16 protein-coding genes are annotated in these 20,233 nt (G+C 70.4%); 4 read left to right on the top strand and 12 right to left on the bottom strand.

Going from position 1 to position 20,233, the window contains the following annotated elements; translation table 11 throughout:
- From ABH920_RS01355 to ABH920_RS01340, 4 genes are all read left to right on the top strand, one after another.
- Complete coding sequence (locus ABH920_RS01355) at nt 1-594, top strand: protein jag (RefSeq protein ID WP_370345844.1); 594 nt, start codon at nt 1-3, stop codon at nt 592-594.
- Nucleotides 595-620: 26 nt separating this feature from the next.
- The gene (gene rsmG, locus ABH920_RS01350; RefSeq protein ID WP_370345842.1) at nt 621-1,361 is read left to right on the top strand and encodes a 16S rRNA (guanine(527)-N(7))-methyltransferase RsmG; all 741 of its coding nucleotides are present in this window, start codon (nt 621-623) and stop codon (nt 1,359-1,361) included.
- Between the two features lie 519 nt (nt 1,362-1,880).
- On the top strand, nt 1,881-2,855 hold the full coding sequence (locus ABH920_RS01345) for a ParA family protein (protein ID WP_370346700.1): 975 nt from the start codon (nt 1,881-1,883) through the stop codon (nt 2,853-2,855).
- 22 nt (nt 2,856-2,877) lie between these two features.
- Nucleotides 2,878-4,050, top strand: a complete 1,173-nt coding sequence (locus ABH920_RS01340; RefSeq protein ID WP_370345840.1) for a ParB/RepB/Spo0J family partition protein — start codon at nt 2,878-2,880, stop codon at nt 4,048-4,050.
- Between the two features lie 281 nt (nt 4,051-4,331).
- Here ABH920_RS01340 and ABH920_RS01335 read toward each other — a convergent pair whose 3' ends face one another.
- The 12 genes from ABH920_RS01335 to ABH920_RS01280 form a co-directional block, all read right to left on the bottom strand.
- Complete coding sequence (locus tag ABH920_RS01335) at nt 4,332-5,279, bottom strand: D-alanine--D-alanine ligase (RefSeq protein WP_370345838.1); 948 nt, start codon at nt 5,277-5,279, stop codon at nt 4,332-4,334.
- Between the two features lie 257 nt (nt 5,280-5,536).
- Entirely contained in the window at nt 5,537-6,850 is a 1,314-nt protein-coding gene (locus tag ABH920_RS01330) for a PLP-dependent aminotransferase family protein (protein WP_370345836.1), read from the bottom strand.
- A gap of 255 nt (nt 6,851-7,105) precedes the next feature.
- Nucleotides 7,106-7,858 (bottom strand): rRNA methyltransferase, encoded by a 753-nt coding sequence (locus ABH920_RS01325; RefSeq protein WP_370345834.1) that lies wholly within the window; start codon nt 7,856-7,858, stop codon nt 7,106-7,108.
- Nucleotides 7,855-8,856, bottom strand: a complete 1,002-nt coding sequence (locus tag ABH920_RS01320; protein WP_370345832.1) for a DUF371 domain-containing protein — start codon at nt 8,854-8,856, stop codon at nt 7,855-7,857. The genes ABH920_RS01325 and ABH920_RS01320 overlap by 4 nt, the downstream gene beginning before the upstream one ends.
- 225 nt (nt 8,857-9,081) lie before the next feature.
- On the bottom strand, nt 9,082-10,224 hold the full coding sequence (locus ABH920_RS01315; RefSeq protein WP_370345830.1) for an N-acetylmuramoyl-L-alanine amidase: 1,143 nt from the start codon (nt 10,222-10,224) through the stop codon (nt 9,082-9,084).
- A gap of 92 nt (nt 10,225-10,316) precedes the next feature.
- A complete protein-coding gene (gene trxA, locus ABH920_RS01310) occupies nt 10,317-10,643 on the bottom strand; it encodes a thioredoxin (protein WP_370345828.1) in 327 nt (108 codons plus the stop codon).
- A 75-nt stretch (nt 10,644-10,718) separates the two neighbouring features.
- On the bottom strand, nt 10,719-11,672 hold the full coding sequence (gene trxB / locus ABH920_RS01305; protein ID WP_370345826.1) for a thioredoxin-disulfide reductase: 954 nt from the start codon (nt 11,670-11,672) through the stop codon (nt 10,719-10,721).
- 112 nt (nt 11,673-11,784) lie between these two features.
- Nucleotides 11,785-12,663 carry a hypothetical protein gene (locus ABH920_RS01300; protein WP_370345824.1) on the bottom strand — a complete coding sequence of 293 codons (879 nt, stop codon included), beginning with the start codon at nt 12,661-12,663 and terminating at the stop codon, nt 11,785-11,787.
- Nucleotides 12,660-13,337, bottom strand: a complete 678-nt coding sequence (sigM, locus tag ABH920_RS01295) for an RNA polymerase sigma factor SigM (protein WP_370345822.1) — start codon at nt 13,335-13,337, stop codon at nt 12,660-12,662. Before sigM ends, ABH920_RS01300 begins: the two co-directional genes overlap by 4 nt.
- Before the next feature lie 10 nt (nt 13,338-13,347).
- A complete protein-coding gene (locus ABH920_RS01290) occupies nt 13,348-15,096 on the bottom strand; it encodes a serine/threonine protein kinase (protein WP_370345820.1) in 1,749 nt (582 codons plus the stop codon).
- A 184-nt stretch (nt 15,097-15,280) separates the two neighbouring features.
- A complete protein-coding gene (gene murJ / locus ABH920_RS01285) occupies nt 15,281-17,974 on the bottom strand; it encodes a murein biosynthesis integral membrane protein MurJ (RefSeq protein WP_370345818.1) in 2,694 nt (897 codons plus the stop codon).
- 54 nt (nt 17,975-18,028) lie between these two features.
- The gene (locus tag ABH920_RS01280; RefSeq protein ID WP_370345816.1) at nt 18,029-20,218 is read right to left on the bottom strand and encodes a hypothetical protein; all 2,190 of its coding nucleotides are present in this window, start codon (nt 20,216-20,218) and stop codon (nt 18,029-18,031) included.
- Nucleotides 20,219-20,233: the final 15 nt, after the last annotated feature.

Here is a 20,233-nt window from a genome sequence, read left to right as displayed (position 1 = left end):
ATGAGCGACACCACCGCGGTGACCGAGGCCGGCCCCGCCGACCTCGTCGACGCCGAGCCGGACGCCGGCGGCGAGCGGGCCGACAAGGCTGCCGAGCGGGCCCCGGAATCGCCGGCCGAGCGCATCGCCCGCCTGGAGCGCGAGGGCGACATCGCCGCCGACTACCTGGAGGGCCTGCTCGACATCGCCGACCTGGACGGCGACATCGATATGGACGTCGAGGGCGACCGCGCCTCGGTCTCCATCGTCGGCGGCAAGCTCTCGCACCTGGTCGGGTCCGAGGGCGAGGTGCTCGACGCGCTGCAGGAGCTGACGCGTCTGGCGGTGCTGCGCGAGACCGGCGAGCGGTCCCGGCTGATGCTGGACATCGACGGCCACCGCGCCACCCGCCGCTCCGAGCTCACCCGGATCGGTACCGAGGCGGCGCGCAAGGTCGCCGAGACCGGCGAGCCGGTGAAGCTGTCCGCGATGTCGCCGTTCGAGCGCAAGGTCGTGCACGACGCGGTCGCCGCGGCCGGCCTGCGCAGCGAGTCGGAGGGCGAGGAGCCCAACCGCTGTGTGGTCGTCCTGCCCTCGATGTCGCAGTCGGTCTGACGACCGAGCTGGGACATAGTGGAGACATGCGACCTTCTTCGCCCGACCCCGCCGCCCCCGGCGGCGGCGAGCCGACCGATCTGGTCTTGGGCCCCGCCCCGGAGGCGGTGCTCTCGGTCTTCGGTGCCCGGGCGGCCGACGCCACCCGCTACGCGGAGATCCTCGCCGGTCCCGGCGTGACCCGAGGTCTTCTCGGACCTCGGGAAGTGCCGCGCCTGTGGGAGCGGCACATCCTCAACTGTGCGGTGGTCGGCGAACTGCTGCCCTCCGACATCCGGATCTGTGACGTCGGCTCCGGCGCCGGGCTCCCCGGCATCGTCCTCGCCCTGGCCCGCCCGGACCTCTCGGTCACCCTCCTGGAGCCGCTGCTGCGCCGCACTCTGTTCCTGGACGAGGTGATCGACCTCCTGGGCCTGGAGAACGTGCGGGTGCTCCGCGGCCGGGCCGAGGAGTTCGCCGGCAAGGAGCGGTTCGACGTGGTGACCTCCCGCGCGGTGGCGCCGCTGGACCGGCTGGCCGGCTGGTCCCTGCCGCTGCTGCGGGCCGACGGGGAGATGGTCGCGCTCAAGGGCGGCTCGGCCGAGAGCGAACTGGCCGAGAGCGCGGAGTTGCTCGCGAAGCTGGGCGCCACGCGCTGGAGCGTGGAAACGGTCGGGTCCGGCATTGTGGAGCCGCCGACGACGGTGATCCGAGTCGGGATCGATCAGGAGATCCAGGTTCGCGGGCCGAAGAAGCAGCGGCCGCGTAACCGGCGGCAGGGACGCTGAGCCTGCGGTGCCCCGAGGCCTGTGGGCCTCGGGGCACCGATGTTTCACGGGAAACATGAGCGGCGGCGGCTCGTCGGCTGCCGGAGCCGGTTCATGTTTCACGGGAAACCATGGCTCCCGAAGGTCCCCCGATGACTCCCCGAGGCTCGGCGCGGCCGATGTTTCACGGGAAACCGACGAAAGAGGGCGGTGTTTCACTCCGAAACTCCGCCCTTCGTTCGTTCTGGGGGGATCGAGTACGGCAGACTGTTGGTTTGTAGCGTCTCGCTTCATGTTGAGCACAGCCTTCGCGCGTCCCATGACAGGAGTTCTTCCGTGGCCGCACCCGGCAATGAACACCGAGAGCACCAGGGGGTCGACCCGCTGCTCGCGCAGTCAGTGGTGGACAGCCTGAACGACGAGCCCTACTACCCCGCCGGGACCACCGACGTGATGGCCACGCCGCCGGTGGACCTCGAGTACGAGTCCGGACACGTTCCCGCGGGAGCCACTCCCTCTGCACCCCTTCAGGTACCGCACATGCCGTCTTCTTCTGTTCCCGCCCAGGGGCCGTCCGTCGCCGACGACTCGGACACCCCCATCGCCCGCCAAGCCGCCGCCGCAATAGAAGCGCTGTCCGGTGTCACCCGCCTTCCCCGGCCGGACAAGACCCGAGTGCTGGTCGTCGCCAACCAGAAGGGCGGCGTCGGCAAGACCACGACCACGGTCAACCTGGCCGCCTCGCTCGCCCAGGCCGGGGCCGACGTCCTGGTGATCGACCTGGATCCGCAGGGCAACGCGTCGACCGCGCTGTCGGTCGACCACCACGCCGACGTGCCGTCGGTCTACGACGTCCTCATCGAGCGCTACACGATGGACGAGGTCGTGCAGCAGGTGCCGGAGATCCCGAATCTCTACTGCTGCCCGGCGACCATCGACCTGGCCGGCGCCGAGATCGAACTGGTCTCGATGGTGGCCCGCGAGAGCCGGCTGTCGAAGGCGCTGTCCGGCTACACGAAGAAGATGGACTACATCCTCATCGACTGCCCGCCCTCGCTCGGACTGCTGACGGTCAACGCGATGGTGGCCGGCGCCGAGGTGTTGATCCCGATCCAGTGCGAGTACTACGCGCTGGAGGGTCTGAGCCAGCTGCTGCACAACATCGAGCTCATCCGCGGGCACCTGAACCCGGATCTGCACGTGTCCACGATCCTGCTCACGATGTACGACTCGCGGACCCGGCTGTCCACCGAAGTCGCGGAGCAGGTGCGTACGCACTTCCCGAACGAGGTGCTGTCCTCGGCGATCCCGCGCTCGGTGCGGGTCTCCGAGGCGCCGTCGTACGGGCAGACCGTGATGACGTGGGACCCGGTGTCGACCGGCGCGATCGCCTACCGCGACGCCGCACGGGAGATGGCCGAGCGCGGCGCGTCCCGCGGCCCGATGGACGGCATGAACGATTTCCGGGCCGACATCGAGTACGGTGGGGCGTCCCTGCACAGCGGTGGGCAGTGAACGGCACGATGGGAGAGCAGTGGTGAGCAGTAGCCGACGAGGACTGGGCAAGGGCCTGGGCGCTCTGATCCCCACCGGTGCCCCGCCCTCCATACTGTCCGAGAAGACGAGATCCGAGTCGGCGCCCGCCTCGGCGCCCGGCGATGTTTCCCGTGAAACAACGGTCGCGACGGCCCCGCCCCGCACCGCGCTGGGCACCCTGCCCATCGACACCGACTACCGGACGCACGAGGACACCGGGAGCGTCACGTTCTCGGCGTCGGTCCCGGCCCCCGCATCGAGCCGCGAGGATCTGGTCGACACCAGCCTCCCGGACGGACTGATGCCGGTCCCGGGCGCCTCGTTCGCCGAGATCCCCCAGGGCCAGATCCGCCCGAACCCGGTGCAGCCTCGCACCGAGTTCGACGAAGTCGCCCTGGCCGAGTTGGTCGCCTCCATCAAGGAAGTCGGCCTCCTCCAGCCGATCGTGGTCCGGCAACTGCCCGAGCCCGAGGGTGAGCACCGCTACGAACTCATCATGGGCGAGCGGCGCTGGCGGGCCTCCCAGGAAGCCGGCCTCTCGGCGATCCCCGCCATCATCCGCGACACCCGCGACGACCGGATGCTGCTGGACGCGCTCCTGGAGAACCTCCAGCGCGCCCAGCTGAACCCGCTCGAAGAGGCCGCGGCCTACGACCAACTCCTCAAGGACTTCGACTGCACCCACGAAGTCCTGGCCGAGAAGATCGGCAAGTCCCGCCCGCACGTGACCAACACCCTGCGCCTCCTCACTCTGACCCCGGGCATCCAGCGCCGGGTCGCGGCCGGCGTCATCACCGCCGGGCACGCCCGCGCACTGCTCGGCCTGAAGTCGGTGGAGCAGCAGGAGGAGATCGCCAAGCGCATCGTCCGCGAGAACCTCTCAGTGCGCGCGGTCGAGGAGCTGGCCGGCATGGGCCGCTGGGACGCGGCGGCGCTGGACACCGCGCTGACCGAGACCCCCGAGGACTACCTCGACTTCACCGAGAAGCCCAAGGGCAAGCGGGTCCGCTCCGGGAGCCGGATGCCGATCCTGGAGGACTACGGCCAGCGGCTGTCGGACCGGCTCGAGACTCGCGTGAAGGTCGACATCATGCAGAAGCGCGGTCGCATCACCATCGAGTACGCCGGGATAGAGGATCTGAAGCGGATCGCGAAGGCGATCCTCGGGGAGTAGATGTTTCACGGGATTGTGTTTGATTGAGGAGCGAGGTGACGAGGCCCGGCGGGTGTCCGCCGGGCCTCTGTCATGTTTCACGGGAAACGGGGCCGCGATGTTTCACGGGAAACAGCGTCGCGGGGATGGCTCGGGCGCAGTGCTCGAGATTGCTGGCCGCGCGCTCTGCGGCTGACTCGCTCGCCGCAGCCGCTGTTTCCCGTGAAACATCGGCGGCGCGGCCGTGAAACGAGCGATGTTTTACGGGAAACCAGCGCCGAGGTTTCCCGTGAAACATCGCGCTACTTGGCGATGACCGCCTGGACCAGATCGCGGTAGAGCACACCGAGGTCGAGGTCCGCCGCACCGGCGGCGAGTGGCAGCAGGCTGGTCTCGGTGAGGCCCGGGGCCACATTCACTTCGAGGAACCAGGGCGTGCCGTCCGCGTCGAGGATGAGGTCCGTGCGCGACACGCACGACAGGCCGAGGGTGGTGTGCGCCTGGACGGCCAGCCGCTCGACGATGTTCGCCTCGTCGGCCGTGAGCCGGGCGGGTGCGAAGAACTCGGTGATGCCGGCGGTGTAGCGGGCGGCGTAGTCGTAGACGCCGGAGTCGGCCACGATCTCGACGGCGGGCAGTGCCTTCGGGCCGGTGCCGGTGTCGACGACGGACACCGCGATCTCGCGGCCGGTGACGTGTCGCTCGATGAGTGCGGTCTCGTCGTAGGCGAAGCACGCCACCATCGCGGACGGTAGATCCTCGCGGGTGTGGACGGCGGCGGCGCCGAGCGAGGAACCGCCGCGGGCCGGCTTCACGAACAGTGGCAGCGGGAGGGCGGCGGTCACCGCGTCGAGCACGGCCTGGGTGCCGAGGTCGCGGAACGTCGTCTTGGGGATGGCGACCCAGTCGGGGGTGGCCAGTCCGGCGGTGCGGATGGCGTCCTTGGCCGAGGGCTTGTCGAAGGCGCGGCGGCAGGCGGCTGGGGGCGAGCCGACGTACGGCAGGCCGAGCAGCGACAGGATTCCCTGGACCGCGCCGTCCTCGCCGGTGGCTCCGTGCAGCGTCGGGAAGATGGCGTCGGGGCGGTCGGCGAGCAGCGCCGGTACGAGCGCGGCGTCGATGTCGCGCACCTGAACCTCGACGCCCGCACTGCGCAGCGCGTCGGCCACGCGGCGGCCGGAGCGGATCGAGACGTCGCGTTCGTGGCTGAGGCCGCCGGCCAAGACGACGACACGACCGAGGTCGCTCATTGCAATCACTGCCCTTCTCACCGGGTTTCTTCGCCCCCGATCATGCCAGTCGGCCGGAGGGATCGAACTCGATGTTTCCCGTGAAACCCCGGAGTCGGAGTCGGTTTCCCGTGAAACATCGTTCGTCGAGAGTCTGGCCGGGCCATGTTTCACGGGAAACACGGCCTGTTTCACGCCGACGCCGGGTGCTCCGGTTCGGATCCCGAGCGATGTTTCACGGGAAACCAGACGTCGGTTTCCCGTGAAACATACCGCCGCTAAGCCAGATCGGGCCCGGGCGTGTCGACGCCGTCGCGGCTGTCCAGGGCCCGCGACGCCTCATGGCCGAACGCGGCGCGCAGCTCCATCTCCTCGCGCAGCACATCCGCGAACCGTCGCACGCCCTCGCGGATCCGGTCCGGCGTCGGGTAGCAGTAAGAGAGTCGCAGCGAGGACGCGCCGAATCCGTCGGAGTAGAAGCCCGTGCCGGGAACGTAGGCCACGCGTGCGGTGACGGCGCGAGGCAGCATCGCCTTGGAGTCCAGTCCGGCCGGGAGCGTGACCCAGACGTAGAAGCCGCCCTCGGGCTTGGTCCACGTGACACCGGCGGGCATCAGCTCGGACAGCGCCGTCAGGGTCGCGTCGCGCCGCTCCAGATACATGGCCCGGAACGCCTTGATCTGCTCGCGCCACGGCTGGGTGCTCAGGTAGCGGGAGACCATCATCTGGGAGAAGGCCGGCGGGCACAGGTCGGCGGCCTCGGCGGCGAGCGTCAGCTTCTCGCGGACGGCGTGCGGGGCCAGGGCCCAGCCGACGCGGAAGCCGGGGGCGAAGGTCTTCGAGAACGAGCCGAGATAGATGACGTTCTCGGTGTCGAGCGAGCGGAGCGCGGGGTAGGTCTCCCCCTCGAAGCCGAGCAGCCCGTACGGGTTGTCCTCCAGGATCAGGATCCCGGCCTCACGGCAGATCTCGACGATCTCCGGACGCCGCTCGACGGCCATCGTGACGCCGGCCGGATTGTGGAAGTTCGGGATCGTGTAGAGGAACTTGATGCGCCGGCCGGACGCCTGCACCGAGGCGATCGCCGCGCGCAGCGTGTCCGGCACCAGCCCCTGGTCGTCCATCGCCACGTGGACCACCTGGGCCTGGTACGAGGCGAAGACGCCGAGCGCGCCGACGTAGGACGGCCCCTCGGCGAGGATGACGTCGCCGGGGTCGATGAAGATCCGGGTGACCAGGTCCAGCGCCTGCTGCGAGCCGACGGTCGCGATGACGTCGTCGGGATGGCCCTCGATGCCCTCCAGGCGCATGATCTCGCAGATCTGCTCGCGCAGCGTCTCGTCGCCCTGCGCGCCGCCGTACTGCATCGCGACCGTGCCGTTGTCACGGATCAGCTCCTCGGCCACCGAGGCGATGGAGTCCATCGGCAGCGCCGCGAGGTTCGGCATGCCGCCGGCCAGCGAGACCACTTCGGGTCGGGAGGCCACGGCGAACAGAGCTCGGATCTCGGATGCGGTCATCCCGCGGGTCCTGGCTGCGTAACGGTCGACATACGAGTCGAGCCGGGAACCCGGACGCTGCGGGAGTTCCATATCACTCTCCTTGGAGTCGGAAGGGTGGATGCCTGTTCCTCAAGTCAAGCAGGCAAAGCCATCTTCTCGGCGGCTTGTCCGCCTTTTCGGTGTCGTGTGACAGGACTAACATCCCCTTCGCGGACCGCCGCGGGGGCGGTCCGGGCCTGCCTTCCACCAGCCTGGTCGGACGGTGGGAGGCAGCAGGATGGGAGTCGGTCGATGAGCGGTCGGATCGTCCCGGGGCTCGGCGGTCGGCCGGCGGCCCGGGGCGCGCTACACGTCGCGCTGTGGTTCCTCGGGGGCGTCGCCGCCGGGTTCGGCGGCGGTGTACTGCGGCCCCACCGGGTCACGTGGGTCGACCGCGATCGCTCGGAGGTGCAGGACGGTCTCCGTCGCCCCCGACCCCAGCCGCCGCGCCCACGACGAGCTGATGGTGTCCAGATCAGTGTGGGGCACCAGCCGGACGTCGGCCACCTTCCAGCCGGAACCGGCCAGCCGATCGGCTAGACCCGTCGAGTCGACGGTCTCCGGGGTCAGCTCGGGGAGGTCGCGGATCTCCAGCGGGATCGGGTCGCGCCAGATGCTGGTCCCGATGGAGATCTCCAGCGGTGCGCCGGCCTTGGCGACGGAGCGCAGGCCGGACAGGACGTCGTCCTCGCCGAGCACGACGCCGCGCAGCAGCTTGCCCCAGGGCATGAGCACCGTGACCTTGTCGGCCACTCCGTGCAGCGGAGCCGGGACCGTCTCGATCGCCGAGTTGACCAGCACCAGGTTCGGGGCGCCGCCCTTGGCCGGCTTGCGGGCCGCGCGCACGGCGGTCTCGGTCATGCGCTGCCAGGCCGGGTCGACCCCGACCACGAGCCACTCCGGATGCGCGATCGCCTGGCGGTAGGCGGTGCGGGCGTCGCCGGTGCCGACATCGACGAGCACCCGCTCGGCGGCGGCCCGGATCCCGGCCCACTCGGCGGGATCGAGATCGGTGAGCTTCTTGCCGGCGAGAACCTTGAGGGCGGCGGTGCGGGTCATGTCTGGTCCTGCTCGGTGAGAAGTGCGTAGAGCCGTTTGCGGGTGAGGCCGAAGGGGGCCAGGGCCTCGGTCAGGGTTCGAGGGGCGATGCCGGCGTCGGTGAGGGCACGGGCCACAGCTGTGAGGTCGACGAGTTCGGCGTCGGCGGCGGCCGGGCCGACGACGGTCAGAACGCCCGGCGTCTCGACGGCGGCGGCCGGCGTCGAGAGCGTCATCGCGGTGCCGATGTCGAGTTCTGAGACGTCCTCGATCCAGATCTCTCGCCCCGCGAACACCGAGGCATCGGTGGCCGGTGGCATGTGGAACACCGTGGGCGTCAGAGGGAGCGTGGAGACGCGCTGAGGGCTTCCCAAGTACGCGTAGGGGTCGGGAGCCTGGCCGGCGGCCAGCAGTGCCTCCAGGGGCTTGTACGGCGTCGACACGGCGACCCGGGCCCCCGCGGCTGTCACTCGTTCGAGTACTGCGTTGGCCGCAGCGGCTTCTTTGGGCGGCGCGTCGGGCGCGAGGGTGAGCGAGAAGGAGTCCCGGGCGTCGAAGTCCTTCAAGGACGGCAGATGAGTCCGCTCGCCGAAGTCCACGCGAAGCAGAGGACGGCTCGGTCCGAGTTCTTCGACGGTGAGGGTGACCTCGCGCTCCGGATCGGTGAGCGCGGTGGCGAACTCCTCCGGAAGGTCGTCCGCGGTCAGCGTGGAGTCGACGGCCAAAGTGTCGGCGTCGAGCGCGCCGCTGCGGCGGATGACCGCGCGGTCGGTGAGCGCGCGGCGCGGGTTCAACGTGGCCTCGCCGGTGAGGGCGGCCAGTCCCGGGGTCGCCAGCGTCAGCCGGACGCGGCCGCGCAGCGCGGCCAGATTCGGGTCCAGCACGGTGCCGACCGCGAGCACGCACGTCGCACGCGGCGTGATGGCCGGCTCCGCGGTCAGCTCGAAGGTCTTCGCGTGGGTCGCCCGGATCGCCGGGTGGCCGCGGCCGACGAGGACGGCTTGGTGGGGATGGGGCACGGTTCCAGGGTAGGGGCGCGATCGCGAGGCGGCCCGCGGCGAGCGGACGGCGGGGCGCGGTTTCCCGTGAAACATCGCCACCGGGCCGTCATGATCCGGGCGTGATCCGGGTGTGGTTTCCCGTGAAACATCGCCGTCCGGACCGCCGCGCTCGCCGGGACCGCCGATTCCGACGGTCCCGGCGACCGGTTCGCTCGATACTCGATCGGACCCGTCACCAGCCGCTCAGTGCGAGCGCAGCTCCGCCAGCCGCAGCACCCCGGTCGGAGCGTCCGACTCCGGCGGCAGGTACAGCCGCTGGACCGCGACCACTATGGCGTCGGCACACGACTCGCGGAACCGCTGCGAGGCGAGCAGCGCGGCGTCGTGCGGGCTGGTGAGGTAGCCGAGCTCGATCCGCACCGCCGGCATCTGCGTGTAGCGCAGCACGTCCCACGTCATGCCGTGGGTGCCCAGGTTCGCCAGCCCCGTGCGGGCGGTGACCTCGCGCTGAACCAGGCCCGCGAACCGCTCGCCGGTGGGGGAGCTGTGGCCGAAGCGGTCGTTGCCGTAGTAGAACGCCGCGACGCCGGAGGCCGCCGGGTTCGTGTGGGCGTCGCAGTGCAGCGAGATGAGCAGATCCGCGCCGAGCTCGTTGGCCTTCTCGGCGCGCCGCCGGTCGTCCGGGCTGCCGCCGGGGCCGTGCGACAGGTAGGTCGTGACGCTCAGCTTCTCCAGCCGGGTCTTGACCCGGTCGGCGATGTCGAAGACCACCTCGGCCTCGATCAGCCCGCCGGCGCTGACCCCGGTGTCCGGGCCGCCGTGGCCGGGGTCCAGGACCAGGGTCTTGCCGGGCAGTGCCGGCCCGGCGCTCTGGATGGCTTCTGATTCGCGCATCGCGTGCAGCAGGCCGCCGTGCGCCATGCGGCGGTTCAAGCGGTTCAGCGCCTGGACCGTCGGCAGGTCGGTGACCCCGGTCGCGGCGAGCCCGACGTTGCGCTGGAACTCGCGGACGGCGGTCACCGTGATGGGGTCGTAGGCCCCGTTGACCCGTCCGCAGTCGAACCCGAGGGTGAGCAGCGACCGCTGCAGCTCGGCCACATCGTCGCCGAACGGGGGCTCGTCGGCCGGGATCAGGTCGCGGTCGCCGAGGCGCCAGGACGCCTCCTCCAGCAGACGCATCGTCCCGGGGGTGACCACGCCGTCGACCGTGGTGCGGCGGGTCTGCTGGAAATGGCGGACCGCGGTCTCCACCGCCTCGTCGAAGACCGGCTCGCCCTGGGCGGGGATGGCCCCCGCGTCGATCAGGCCGAGCCGGGCCAGGCGTTCACGGATCGCGGCCACCGCGGGCCCGGAGTCGCCGCGGCGGTAGGTCGGTTCAGTGGTCACGGTCCTCTACCCTACGCACTCTGTCACTCGTGTCCTGCGCAAAGCCGAAGGGGCGGTCCAAAGACCGCCCCTTTGACCAGGTCCCTACTGGATCAGGCGACGTAGTCCGCCAGGTCCTTGAGCAGCAGAGCCTTCGGCTTGGCGCCGACGATGGTCTTCACGACCTCGCCGCCGCGGTAGACGTTGAGCGTCGGGATCGACCGGACGCCGTACTTCGCCTGGGTCAGCGGGTTCTCGTCGGTGTTCAGCTTGACGATGTCGATCTTGTCGCCGTGCTCGGCGTAGATCGCCTCCAGGACCGGGGCCACCTGGCGGCACGGGCCGCACCACGGGGCCCAGAAGTCGACCAGCACCGGCTTGTCGTTCTTCAGGACCTCCGCCTCGAAGGTCGCGTCGGTCACTTGGCGGATGTCGCCCATGGTGTGCTCCTCATGTGTAATCCGGGGTGGCGTGTTTCCCGTGAAACATCGCCCGATGTTTCACGGGAAACCGAGTCAGACGGTGACGGGCTGGTGGTGCGCCAGCTCCGACAGGTGCTTCTCGGCGTCCAGCGCGGCGGCACAGCCGGTGCCGGCCGCGGTGATGGCCTGCCGATAGGTGTGGTCGACCACGTCGCCGGCCGCGTACACGGCCGGGAGGCTGGTGCGGGTGGTCGGCGACTCCACCTTGATGTAGCCCTCGTCGTCGAGGTCCAGCACCCCGCGGAACAGCTCGGTGCGGGGCAGGTGGCCGATCGCCACGAACAGCGCGCCGGCCGGCCGCAGCGTCTCCTCGCCGGTCTTGAGGTTGCGCAGCTTGACCCCGGTCACGTGGGTGTCGCCCTCGATGGCGACGACCTCGGAGTCCCAGACGAAGGAGATCTTCGGGTTGGCGAAGGCCCGGTCCTGCATCACCTTGGACGCCCGCAGCTCGTCGCGGCGGTGCACGACGGTGACGGTCTGCCCGAAGCGGGTGAGGAACAGCGCCTCCTCCATGGCGGTGTCGCCGCCGCCGACCACGATGATGTCTTGGCCCTTGAAGAAGAAGCCGTCACAGGTGGCGCACCAGGAGACGCCCTTGCCGCTGAGCCGCTTCTCGTCCGGCAGGCCCAGCTCCTTGTACGCCGAGCCGGTCGAGACGATGACGGTGTGCGCCTCGTGCACGGTCCCCGCCGAGTCGGTGACCTTCTTTATCGGTCCGGCCAGGTCGACCGCGGTGACGTCGTCGAAGACGAGCTCGGCGCCGAAGCGCTCGGCCTGCTTCTGCATGTTGTCCATGAGGTCCGGGCCCATGATCCCCTCGGGGAAGCCCGGGAAGTTCTCCACCTCGGTGGTGTTCATCAGCGCGCCGCCGGCGGTCACGGAACCGGCGAACACCAGCGGATTCAGGCCCGCGCGCGCGGTATAGACCGCCGCGGTGTACCCGGCGGGTCCGGAACCGATGATGATGACGTTACGGATCTCGCTCACGTGAGCCTGGCCTCTCGAATTCCTGGGGGGCAGCTTCAGTGCCGGTTGGCTCAACCGATCCTAGGCAAGATGCATTCCCGGCTGTGCCACGTGAGCGGTTTCTCGCGCAGTGTTAAGGGCGCGTGATCTCGACATGGTCGACGGATTGCCCGGGATTGCCCGAAGTGCACGCATCCACGTAGACGACGTAGACCTCGACGAGCGTCGCGCTGCCGGGCCGCGGATAGAGCAGCAGCCACGCCGGCTTGCCCTGGTACTCGGTCTGGGCACTGGTGATCAACTTCGTGCCGGCCGGCACCTCCGGCGGCGGGCAGTCGGGTCTGGCGGACTGCCCAGTCCCGTTGGCCGGGGTCATCAGGTGCTGGCTGAGCAGGGCCTCGGCTTGCTGAGCGATGCTCATATTGCCCGAGAAGCCCGGGCTGTTGTCCTGGCTCGTGCCGGGTTCCGCGCCGCCGACCTGCGACTGCGCGCCGGGAACCTGGCCGGCGGCGTGCGAGCCGTCGGCGTCGGGCCCCGCGGCGTTTCCGGCGGCGCTACTGCTGCTGTCCTTCGAGGAACCGGTCCCGTTGTTCAGTGCTGTGACCACTCCGACACCGCCTGCGATCACGAGCGCGGCACCGGCCAGACTTCCGAGGGCCATGCGGAACTGCCGACGGCGCGGCGGAGCGGCGGCCGCGGCAGGGGCCGCCGCGGGGGTGCCCAGCGGCGGCTCGCGATACAGCGCGGCCTCGACGCGGGCCATGACGTCCTGGGGGATCGGCATCGGAGGCAGCAGTCCGCCTAGACCGGCCGGTTCACCCAGGCCGGTAAGTTCGCCCAGGTCTGCTTCCCCGCTGATCAGCGCGAAGTCGGCGGAGCAAAGCGGGCACGAGGCCAGGTGCGTCCGCGCCTCGTCGGCCGCGGTGGCGTCGAGAAGTCCTTCGACCAGGTCCGCCATCTGGTCGGGGTCCAAATGTGTCCCGGGACGGGAAGCGGCGGGATCGGTCATCATCCGGCCGTGCCTCCTTCCCGGCGATCTTGCGGCGTCGCAACTTTGACGCGGGCCGCGGCTCCTTGGTTCCCGGTCGCCGCGGTGTTCCCCGGAGATTCCGTCGGGTTTCCCTCGCGGAGATGTCTCAGGAGCGGCAGCAGCTTCGCCCGGGCCCGCGCGCAGCGGCTCTTGACGGTCCCCGGGGCCACTCCGAGGGCGCGGGCCGTCTCGTCCACGCTGTAGCCCTCGACGTCGACCAGGACCAGCGCCACCCGCTGCTCGTCCGGCAGGGTCGCCAGCGCCGATTCCAGGGCCAGGCGCAGGTCGGTGTTGGTGATGTCGTCGGTGACCGTCGGCCGCGCGTACTCGGTCTCCACCTCCGGCAGCGGGACCGTCGGTCGGCTGCCGCGCCGCCGCATCCGGTCCAGGCAGGCGTTCACCACGACCCGGTGCAGCCAGGTGGTGACCGCGGAGTCGCCGCGGAACGAGCCGGCGGCGCGGTACGCCGAGATCATCGCGTCCTGCAGCGCGTCGGCGGCGTCCTCCGGTTCTCCCATTGTGCGCAGCGCGACCGCCCAGAGCCGGTCGCGGTGCCGGCGGAAGATCTCGCCGAAGGCGTCACCGTCCCCCTCGACGTGCCGGGCCAGCAGGGCCCGGTCGTCGAGCTGGGTGAGGTCGGCACCCTGGGGAGGCATGGCGGCCAGGTCAGGAGGCGTTGAACTTCACGGACATGATGGAGTCGCCGTAGCGGTTCCCGCTGTCCTTGGCACAAGTTATGGTCTTGTCCGGATTCGGAACCGCCGGCAGCGACTTGTTGAACCAGATCAGTACGAAGCGGGTGCTCACCGGGGAGGCGGCCTTCAGCGTGACCGTGGTGCCGCCGGCGTCGGCGGTCGCGATCGACTTGAAGCCGGCCGGCGCGCTGCCCGGGACCAGGGCGGGCACCTGGGTGACGGAGGCGTCGGCCGCCTGCATCTCCATGGCCGCGCCAGCGGTGCCGATGGTCACCGTCGCCGACGTGATGGTCTTGACCGAGCCCAGGTCGAAGATCAGTCCGGTGCTCTTCGGGTCGCCGCTGTGCGTCGGGTTGGGCCCGCAGTACTGGTTGGTGATCCAGCCCTTGTCGCTGATCTGGCCGCCGACCAGGTAGCCGGCGCCCTCCTTGCCGTTGTCCTCGTCGTAGACCGACACCGAAGCGGCCGTGACGCCCGCCGAAGGGGCGGCCTGGCTGGAACCCGTGGTGGCGGCCTGGGAGTTCGACGTGCTCGTGTTGCCGGCGTTCTGGTTGCCCTTGCTGCCGCTGCCGCTGCCGCTGAACATCGTGTAGGCCAGCAGTGCGACCGCGACCACCGCGGCCAGAGCGCCGACGCCGATCAGCGCCGAGCTGTTGCGGCCGCCGCCTCCGCCGCCGTGGTCGCTGCCCCGCGACCCGCCGTGGCCGGCGCCGGAGCCCCCGCCGCGCGGACGGTACTCGTCCTCGTCGTAGGAGCCGGGCCGCGCCGGCGCGCCGTGCGCGGTCGGGCGCGGCGGCGCCGGCTGGTAGCTCGGGGCGACCTGCGGCATCGCCGTGGTCCGGGCCGCGCCGGCGGGCATGGCCGGCATGACCGTGGTCTGCTGGTGGCGCAGCGGCGCGGTCTGCGGGGTCGAGGGCAGCGGAGCCTCGTAGCGCGGGCGCGGCAGCTGGGCCAGGGCGTCGGCGACCTCGGTCGGGGTCTGGTACTGCGGGCCGGCCGGGCCGTCGCCGAGGATGCGCAGGATCACGTCGTCGAGCTGCGGGGTCACCTCGGAGCGCAGCTCGCTCGGCGGGACCGGCTCGGGCTGCTGCGGCCGCCGGCCGGTGAGCAGCGCGTAGGCCAGCTCGCCGATGGCGCTCAGGTCGGTGCCCAGCGGGTCGCGCGAGACGGTGCCGGTCAGCGCCGCGGCCAGGCACAGGTCGAGGATCTTCACCTCGCCGGTGTCGGTGCGCAGCACGGTCTTGGGGGACAGCCGCAGGTGGGCCAGGCCCTGGTCGTGGGCCTCGGTGATGGCCCGGGCCAGCTCGGTGGTGATCCGCACGGCCTCGGTGACCGGGACCGGGCCGCCGCTGAGCACCTCGCCCAGGGTGTGTCCGTCGTGCAGCCACTCGGTGATGACGTAGTAGAGGCCGTCGTCGGGGACCGCGTCCAGGACCTGCACGAAGTGGTTGTCGGCCATCGCGGCGGCGGCGCGGGCGGCGGCCATGAAGGCCTCGGCCCGCGGCTGGTCCGAGCGCAGCAGGTGGATGCGGTTGGGCCGGTTCAGCTTCTCGTCGGTGGCGAGCCAGGTGATGGCCGGGCCCGTGGTGTGCAGGACTCGGTCCAGGCGGTACCGGCCGTCGAGCCGGTCGCCCACGGTAACGCCGAGTGACAGGATCAGCGCCTCGGCGTCCGCGCCGAGTCCGCCGTCCGGATCGGTGGTCTGGTCCGCGGCTGCCACATGACTCCCTGGTCCGTGCATGCTCTGTGGCATGGTCTCGTCATCCCCGCCTCATGGTATTAGGTTTCGTGCCGTCCTCGTGGCGCGTTGTCCGACCCTCATCAGTGCAGACCGTTAAGAACCATGGGCGGTTGCTTCTGGAAAACGTCTCTAGACCGGTCGACACCGCGAAATCGCCAGGCGGCTACCTCCCCAGTTTCGCGCGCACCGAGCCGAGCAGCTGCTCGACTTCTTCCACGTGCATCAAGCGGGCGCACAGCACGAACAGGGTCGCGAGCAGGCCGCCGCCGACCGTCAGCGAGACGGCGGAGCCCAGCCAACTCTGACCGACCATACGGTTCACGTATAAAGCGACGATAAAAGTGGCGCCGGCGGCGACCGCGGAGGCCCCGATCAGCCGGGTGTAGGTCTGCATGATGCGCTGGCCGTCCAGACCGCGCAGCCGCCTCTTGAGCTTCCGGGCGGTGATGGCCAGGCCGATGCAGTAGGCGACGCCGTAGACCGAGCACATCGCCACGACCGCCCAGCGTTCCTTGCCGCCGCCCTTCAGGGCGTAGAACACCGCCGTGCTCAGCGCGACGTTGGCCGCCGAGATCCAGATGTTGATGGTGAACGGGCTCTTGGTGTCCTCGAAGGCGTAGAAGCCGCGCAGCATCAGGAACTGGGCCGAGAACGGGATCAGGCCCAGTCCGAACGCCGACAGCATGTAACCGATGATGTGCGCGTTGTCCATCGACATGCCGCCGTGCTTGAACAGCACCACGGCGATCTGCGGGCCCAGCGCCAGGAAGGCGAACGCCGCCGGGACTATCGCGACGCCGGTCACCCGCAGGCCGTAGGAGATGTCCTCGCGGACCGAGTCCAGGTCGTTCTTCACCGCCGCGCGGCTCATCCGGGGCAGCAGCGCGGTGATCACCGAGACGGTGATCAGGGCCTGCGGCAGGCCCCAGATCATGTAGGCGTTGTTGTACGCCGCCACGCCCCAGTGCTCGAAGCCGTCGTTGCCGACGTCGGAGGCGTAGCGCATCACCACGGCCAGGCCGATCTGGTTCACCAGCACGAACAGCAGGGTCCACTTGGCCAGCGTGACCGCCTTGCCCAGCCCGTGGCCGCGCCAGTCGAAGCGCAGCGTGAGGTTCATGCCGGCGGACTTGATGTACGGCAGCAGGGCCAGCGCCTGCACCGCGATGCCCAGCGTGACGCCCAGGCCCAGCAGCCGGACGTCGGCCGCCGGGATGGTCGAGGGGGTCAGGTCGTTGCTCTGGTTGATGTACCAGTAGGCGCCGGTGGAGCCGATGACCACGACGTTGGTCAGCACCGGCGTCCACATCATCGGCCCGAAGCGGCCCTTGGCGTTGAGGATCTGGCCGAGCACCACGAACAGGCCCAGGAAGAAGATCTGGGGCATGAACATCCGGCCGAGGTCGATCGCCAGCTGCCGGTTCGACCCGGAGAAGCTGGAGAACAGATCCACCAGCTGTGGGGTGAAGATCTCGGTCAGGATCGTCAGCGTGAGCACACCGGTCAGGACCAGCGTCAGCAGCCGGCTGGCGTAGGCCGAGCCGCCGTCCCGGTCCCGGTGCATCGAGCGCACCAGCTGCGGCACGAAGACGGCGTTCAGCGCACCGCCGATGATCAGGATGTACAGCATGTTCGGCAGGTTCAGGCCGATGGTGTACGAGTTGGCGATGTCGGCGGTGCCGATTGCGGCCACCAGTAGGAACTGCCGGACCAGGCCGGTCAGCCGGGACGCCAGCGTGCCCAGGGCCATCAGCCGCGAGGCGCGGCCGACGCTGGGCTCGGCCGGGGCCTGCGGGCGGACCTCGGTCGGGGTGCGGTCCCGGACACCCTGCTCCCAGGGGGCGCCCTCGCGCGTCCCGGGTCCGGTGCCGGCCGGGCCGCCGGGCCCGCGCGTCGCCGGGCCCTGCACGCGGCCGCGACGTGGTGGTATCAGGGCTTCGAGGTTGCTGGGGTTCGCGCGGCGGGGCGCGACCGTCATCGTGGGGATCGGCGAGAGGTCCCAGCGGGTGGCGCTGACCGCGTCCTCGTAGTCGTCGCGCCAGTCGCGCTCTTCGGAGTCCTCCTCCGGCGCCGCCGCGCCGCGCTGTTCCTGCTGCGGGGGCTGCCAGGACGGCGGCTGCTGCTCGCCGCCGCGGCCCGGGACCTCGTCGCGGAACAGGGCGCGGCTGTCGTCGATCGGCCGGCGGCCGTGGCTGCCCGGGTCGTGGTTCTGGTTCGGCGGGGCCGGCTGCCAGGACTCGGAGCGCTCGCGGCGCGGGTCGGCGCCGTGCGAGGGGGCGCCGCCGAACTGGTCCGGGCGCGGGGCGCCCTGGCGGGGGTCGGGCTGACGAGGGTCGCCCTGGCGCGGATCCGGCTGGCGCGGATCGGGCTGACGGCCCGGCGGGGGGCCGGCGAACTGCTGCGGGCTCCTCGGGTCGGGGCGGTGCCCCGGTCCGGGCGCGCCGGCGCCCGGGTACTGCTCGCCGCCGCCCTGCGGGGGCTGACCGCCGCGATAGGAGGCCTGCGGGCCGGCGTACTGCTCTCGGCGCGGCGGCAGATTAGGCGGCTGGTTCAGCGGCTGGTTCGGCTGCGGCGCGCCGGGCGGGACCGGATGCTGCGGGCCCGGCTGCGGCGGCCCGGCCGGATGGCCCTGCGCGGCCCGCGGGTCGGGATGCAGCGGACGGCCGGTCTGCGGGTCGAAACGGGGCTCCGACTGCGGGGTCCACGGCTGTTGCGGCGCGGGCCCGGGAGCCGGGGTGTGACGAGGATCACTGCTCTGCGGTCCGCCTGAGCCGGGCTGCGGGGCCCGGCGCGGCCGCTGGTCGTCGTCCTCGCGCGGCGGATCCGGATGCCACAGACCGCTGCCGTCGCTCGTCATCTCTCCAGCGCTCCCCGCGTCCGTGGTGTCCGTCGTCCGATCATTGTCGGTGTTTCAACTTGCCATTGTGTCCTGTGCGGGGGCGTGATGGGTGCGCTTGGCGCGGTAGACGCGCAATCCGATCAACAGGACGAGCAGCATCCCCGACCCGATGATCAGACTCAGGGCGATGATGCCGATGCGGCTGACCTTCACCGTGACCTGGGTGTGACCGCCGTCCTCGTTCGTTGGTCTGATCAGGCCCGATGGATAATACGTGCAGTTCTGGCTCATGTCTTTACAGGTGTACAGCGTGGCATACAGGTCGACCTGCACGCCGTTGCCCTCGCCCTTGACCGGGATCCGGATGGTGGCCGACTGGCCGGGGTCCACGGAGTGCGGTCCCTGGTTCTCATCGACCTTGAGCTGCACGCTGTGCGAGGTGTGCGCGCGGAGGTAGACGGTGATTGTCGCGTTTGTCTGGTTTCTGATGGTCACCGGAACCGTCCCGGACTTGCCGGACATGGTCAGCGGCGGAGTCTGTCCGCCGAAGGACACCAGAGCGTGATCATGGACCGCCGTGGAGTACACGGTTTGGGTATACGCCGCGTCGCCGGCGTGGTTCCGCCACCAGGTCGCCGCCGGCCGCAACGGGACGGCGGAGTCGAACTGGTGGCCCGGCATGATCGCGTGCAGCGCCTGGTAGAGCAGTTGGCTGTCCGAGACCGAGGCGACGATGTCGGTTGACAAGTTCGGGGTGGAGACCGGACTCAGTGCCGAGGCGTGTTCGAGCGTGGCCGGCGTGTCGAGGACTTTGCCCAGGTCGTCCAGCCCGAACCACTGGTCGGCGGTGGGCACCCCGCTCATGGAGTCGATGGCCTGCAGCAGTTCCTGGGGCGGGTCGAAGTCCCGCGGCGGCGTCACCACCAGGACGCGGCCGGTGTTGTCGCGGTCGGCCAGTGCGGTCTGCGCCAGCCACACTTGTCCGGCCAGGACGCCGGCGCTGTTCAGCGTCGCCGGGGCGGTCTTGGCGGGGTCGGCGAAGACGCTCGAGCCCGACAGGTAGCTGTCGTAGACGACCGTGTTCGGGCTGTCCGGCAGCGAGGCGTGCGCCGATGGCCAGCCGGACACCTGGGTCGAGCCGACCAGGGTGACCAGGTTCGGCATGCCGGTGCTGGCGATGCCTGCGAGCGTGGCGGCGTCGGCCTGGCCGTCGGAGGGCCAGGCGATGGTCTGGCCGGTCTGGCCGTTCGCCCGGCAGGGACTGAGCGGCGGCTGCCCGGTCATGCCCGTTTTCAGCAGGTTCTTGCCGGGGTCGCTGTGGGAGAGAGTGTTCAGATCGGGGTCGCCGTACAGAAGGTTCCAGCAGTTCTTGCCCTGCGACGAGGTGAGCACCTTGGTGGCCAGGCTGTACCAGTTCTTCGGGTCCGTACCGGGGGCTCCGACCGGATTGGAGGATCCGCTGGTCGTGCTGCTGCCGTTGCCGCTGGTGGTACTCGCAGCGTTGGGGTCGGGATAGAAGTAGCCGCCGGACAGTGCGTTCGCCGTGTTCAACAGATCAGGATCGACCAGCCAGTTGACCAGTGGCAGGGTCGAACCCTCGGTGAGAATCCTGGTCAGGCGGCTGCCCTGCGTGAACTGCTGCTCCACAGACTGGTCCGAGACTATCGGCAGTGCCGAGGAGTCGGCCTTCTTCTGCCCGGTGAGTCCCGGTTGACCGACGACCGGCCACATCAGGGCGATCCGAGTCTGCTTGGCGCCCGACATGTCCATCGGCTTCCAGACCATGTAGGTCCGCTGCCCGCCCAGGAAGACGTCGTTCTCGTCGAACGCGTCGATGTCGATCGCGTAGACGCCGGCCTGCGGGCTGTGGGAGCCGAAGAGCTCGAGCTCTGTGGGAGTGAGTTTCCACGACTGCGGGGCGCCCGCGGCGAGCTCGGTGAACTTCACCGCTTTGGTCGGCACGCTGTAGCCCCCGTCGTTGGCCGAGCCCATGTTCGACCGGGCGGTGACCAGGCTGCGCTGCACTTCGAGGTGGACTCCTCGCAGCGTGCTCGCGCCGGTGTTGCGGATCTGACCCGCGAAAGTGATCGGCTTGGAGGTGTTGGTGAAGTCCGGGATCTGCGGCGAGACCTGGCCGATCCCCACCTCCACCGGCATCGGGTCCGAGCGCGCCGCCTCGGCGTGCGCGCTGCCGGGCAACAGATTTGCGGCGCCGACGAACAGCACCAAGGCGGAGAGCGCGCGGCAGACTCGGCTGGTCACCTGACGAATCGTAGT

The sequence above is a fragment of the Catenulispora sp. EB89 genome, assembly GCF_041261445.1.
In the GTDB taxonomy this organism is placed as follows: domain Bacteria; phylum Actinomycetota; class Actinomycetes; order Streptomycetales; family Catenulisporaceae; genus Catenulispora.
Note: the sequence above shows the minus strand (reverse complement) of the source record. Positions and strands in the feature narration are given on the sequence as shown.

Bases quoted from the DNA above. Each gene is read 5' to 3' on its own strand.
- ABH920_RS01330 (WP_370345836.1), bottom strand. From the start codon at position 6,850: ATGGAACTCCCGCAGCGTCCGGGTTCCCGGCTCGACTCGTATGTCGAC.
- sigM (WP_370345822.1), bottom strand. From the start codon at position 13,337: ATGCCTCCCCAGGGTGCCGACCTCACCCAGCTCGACGACCGGGCCCTG.
- ABH920_RS01325 (WP_370345834.1), bottom strand. From the start codon at position 7,858: ATGACCCGCACCGCCGCCCTCAAGGTTCTCGCCGGCAAGAAGCTCACC.
- ABH920_RS01300 (WP_370345824.1), bottom strand. From the start codon at position 12,663: ATGATGACCGATCCCGCCGCTTCCCGTCCCGGGACACATTTGGACCCC.
- murJ (WP_370345818.1), bottom strand. From the start codon at position 17,974: ATGACGAGCGACGGCAGCGGTCTGTGGCATCCGGATCCGCCGCGCGAG.
- trxA (WP_370345828.1), bottom strand. From the start codon at position 10,643: ATGGGCGACATCCGCCAAGTGACCGACGCGACCTTCGAGGCGGAGGTC.
- ABH920_RS01355 (WP_370345844.1), top strand. From the start codon at position 1: ATGAGCGACACCACCGCGGTGACCGAGGCCGGCCCCGCCGACCTCGTC.
- ABH920_RS01345 (WP_370346700.1), top strand. From the start codon at position 1,881: ATGCCGTCTTCTTCTGTTCCCGCCCAGGGGCCGTCCGTCGCCGACGAC.
- rsmG (WP_370345842.1), top strand. From the start codon at position 621: ATGCGACCTTCTTCGCCCGACCCCGCCGCCCCCGGCGGCGGCGAGCCG.
- ABH920_RS01335 (WP_370345838.1), bottom strand. From the start codon at position 5,279: ATGAGCGACCTCGGTCGTGTCGTCGTCTTGGCCGGCGGCCTCAGCCAC.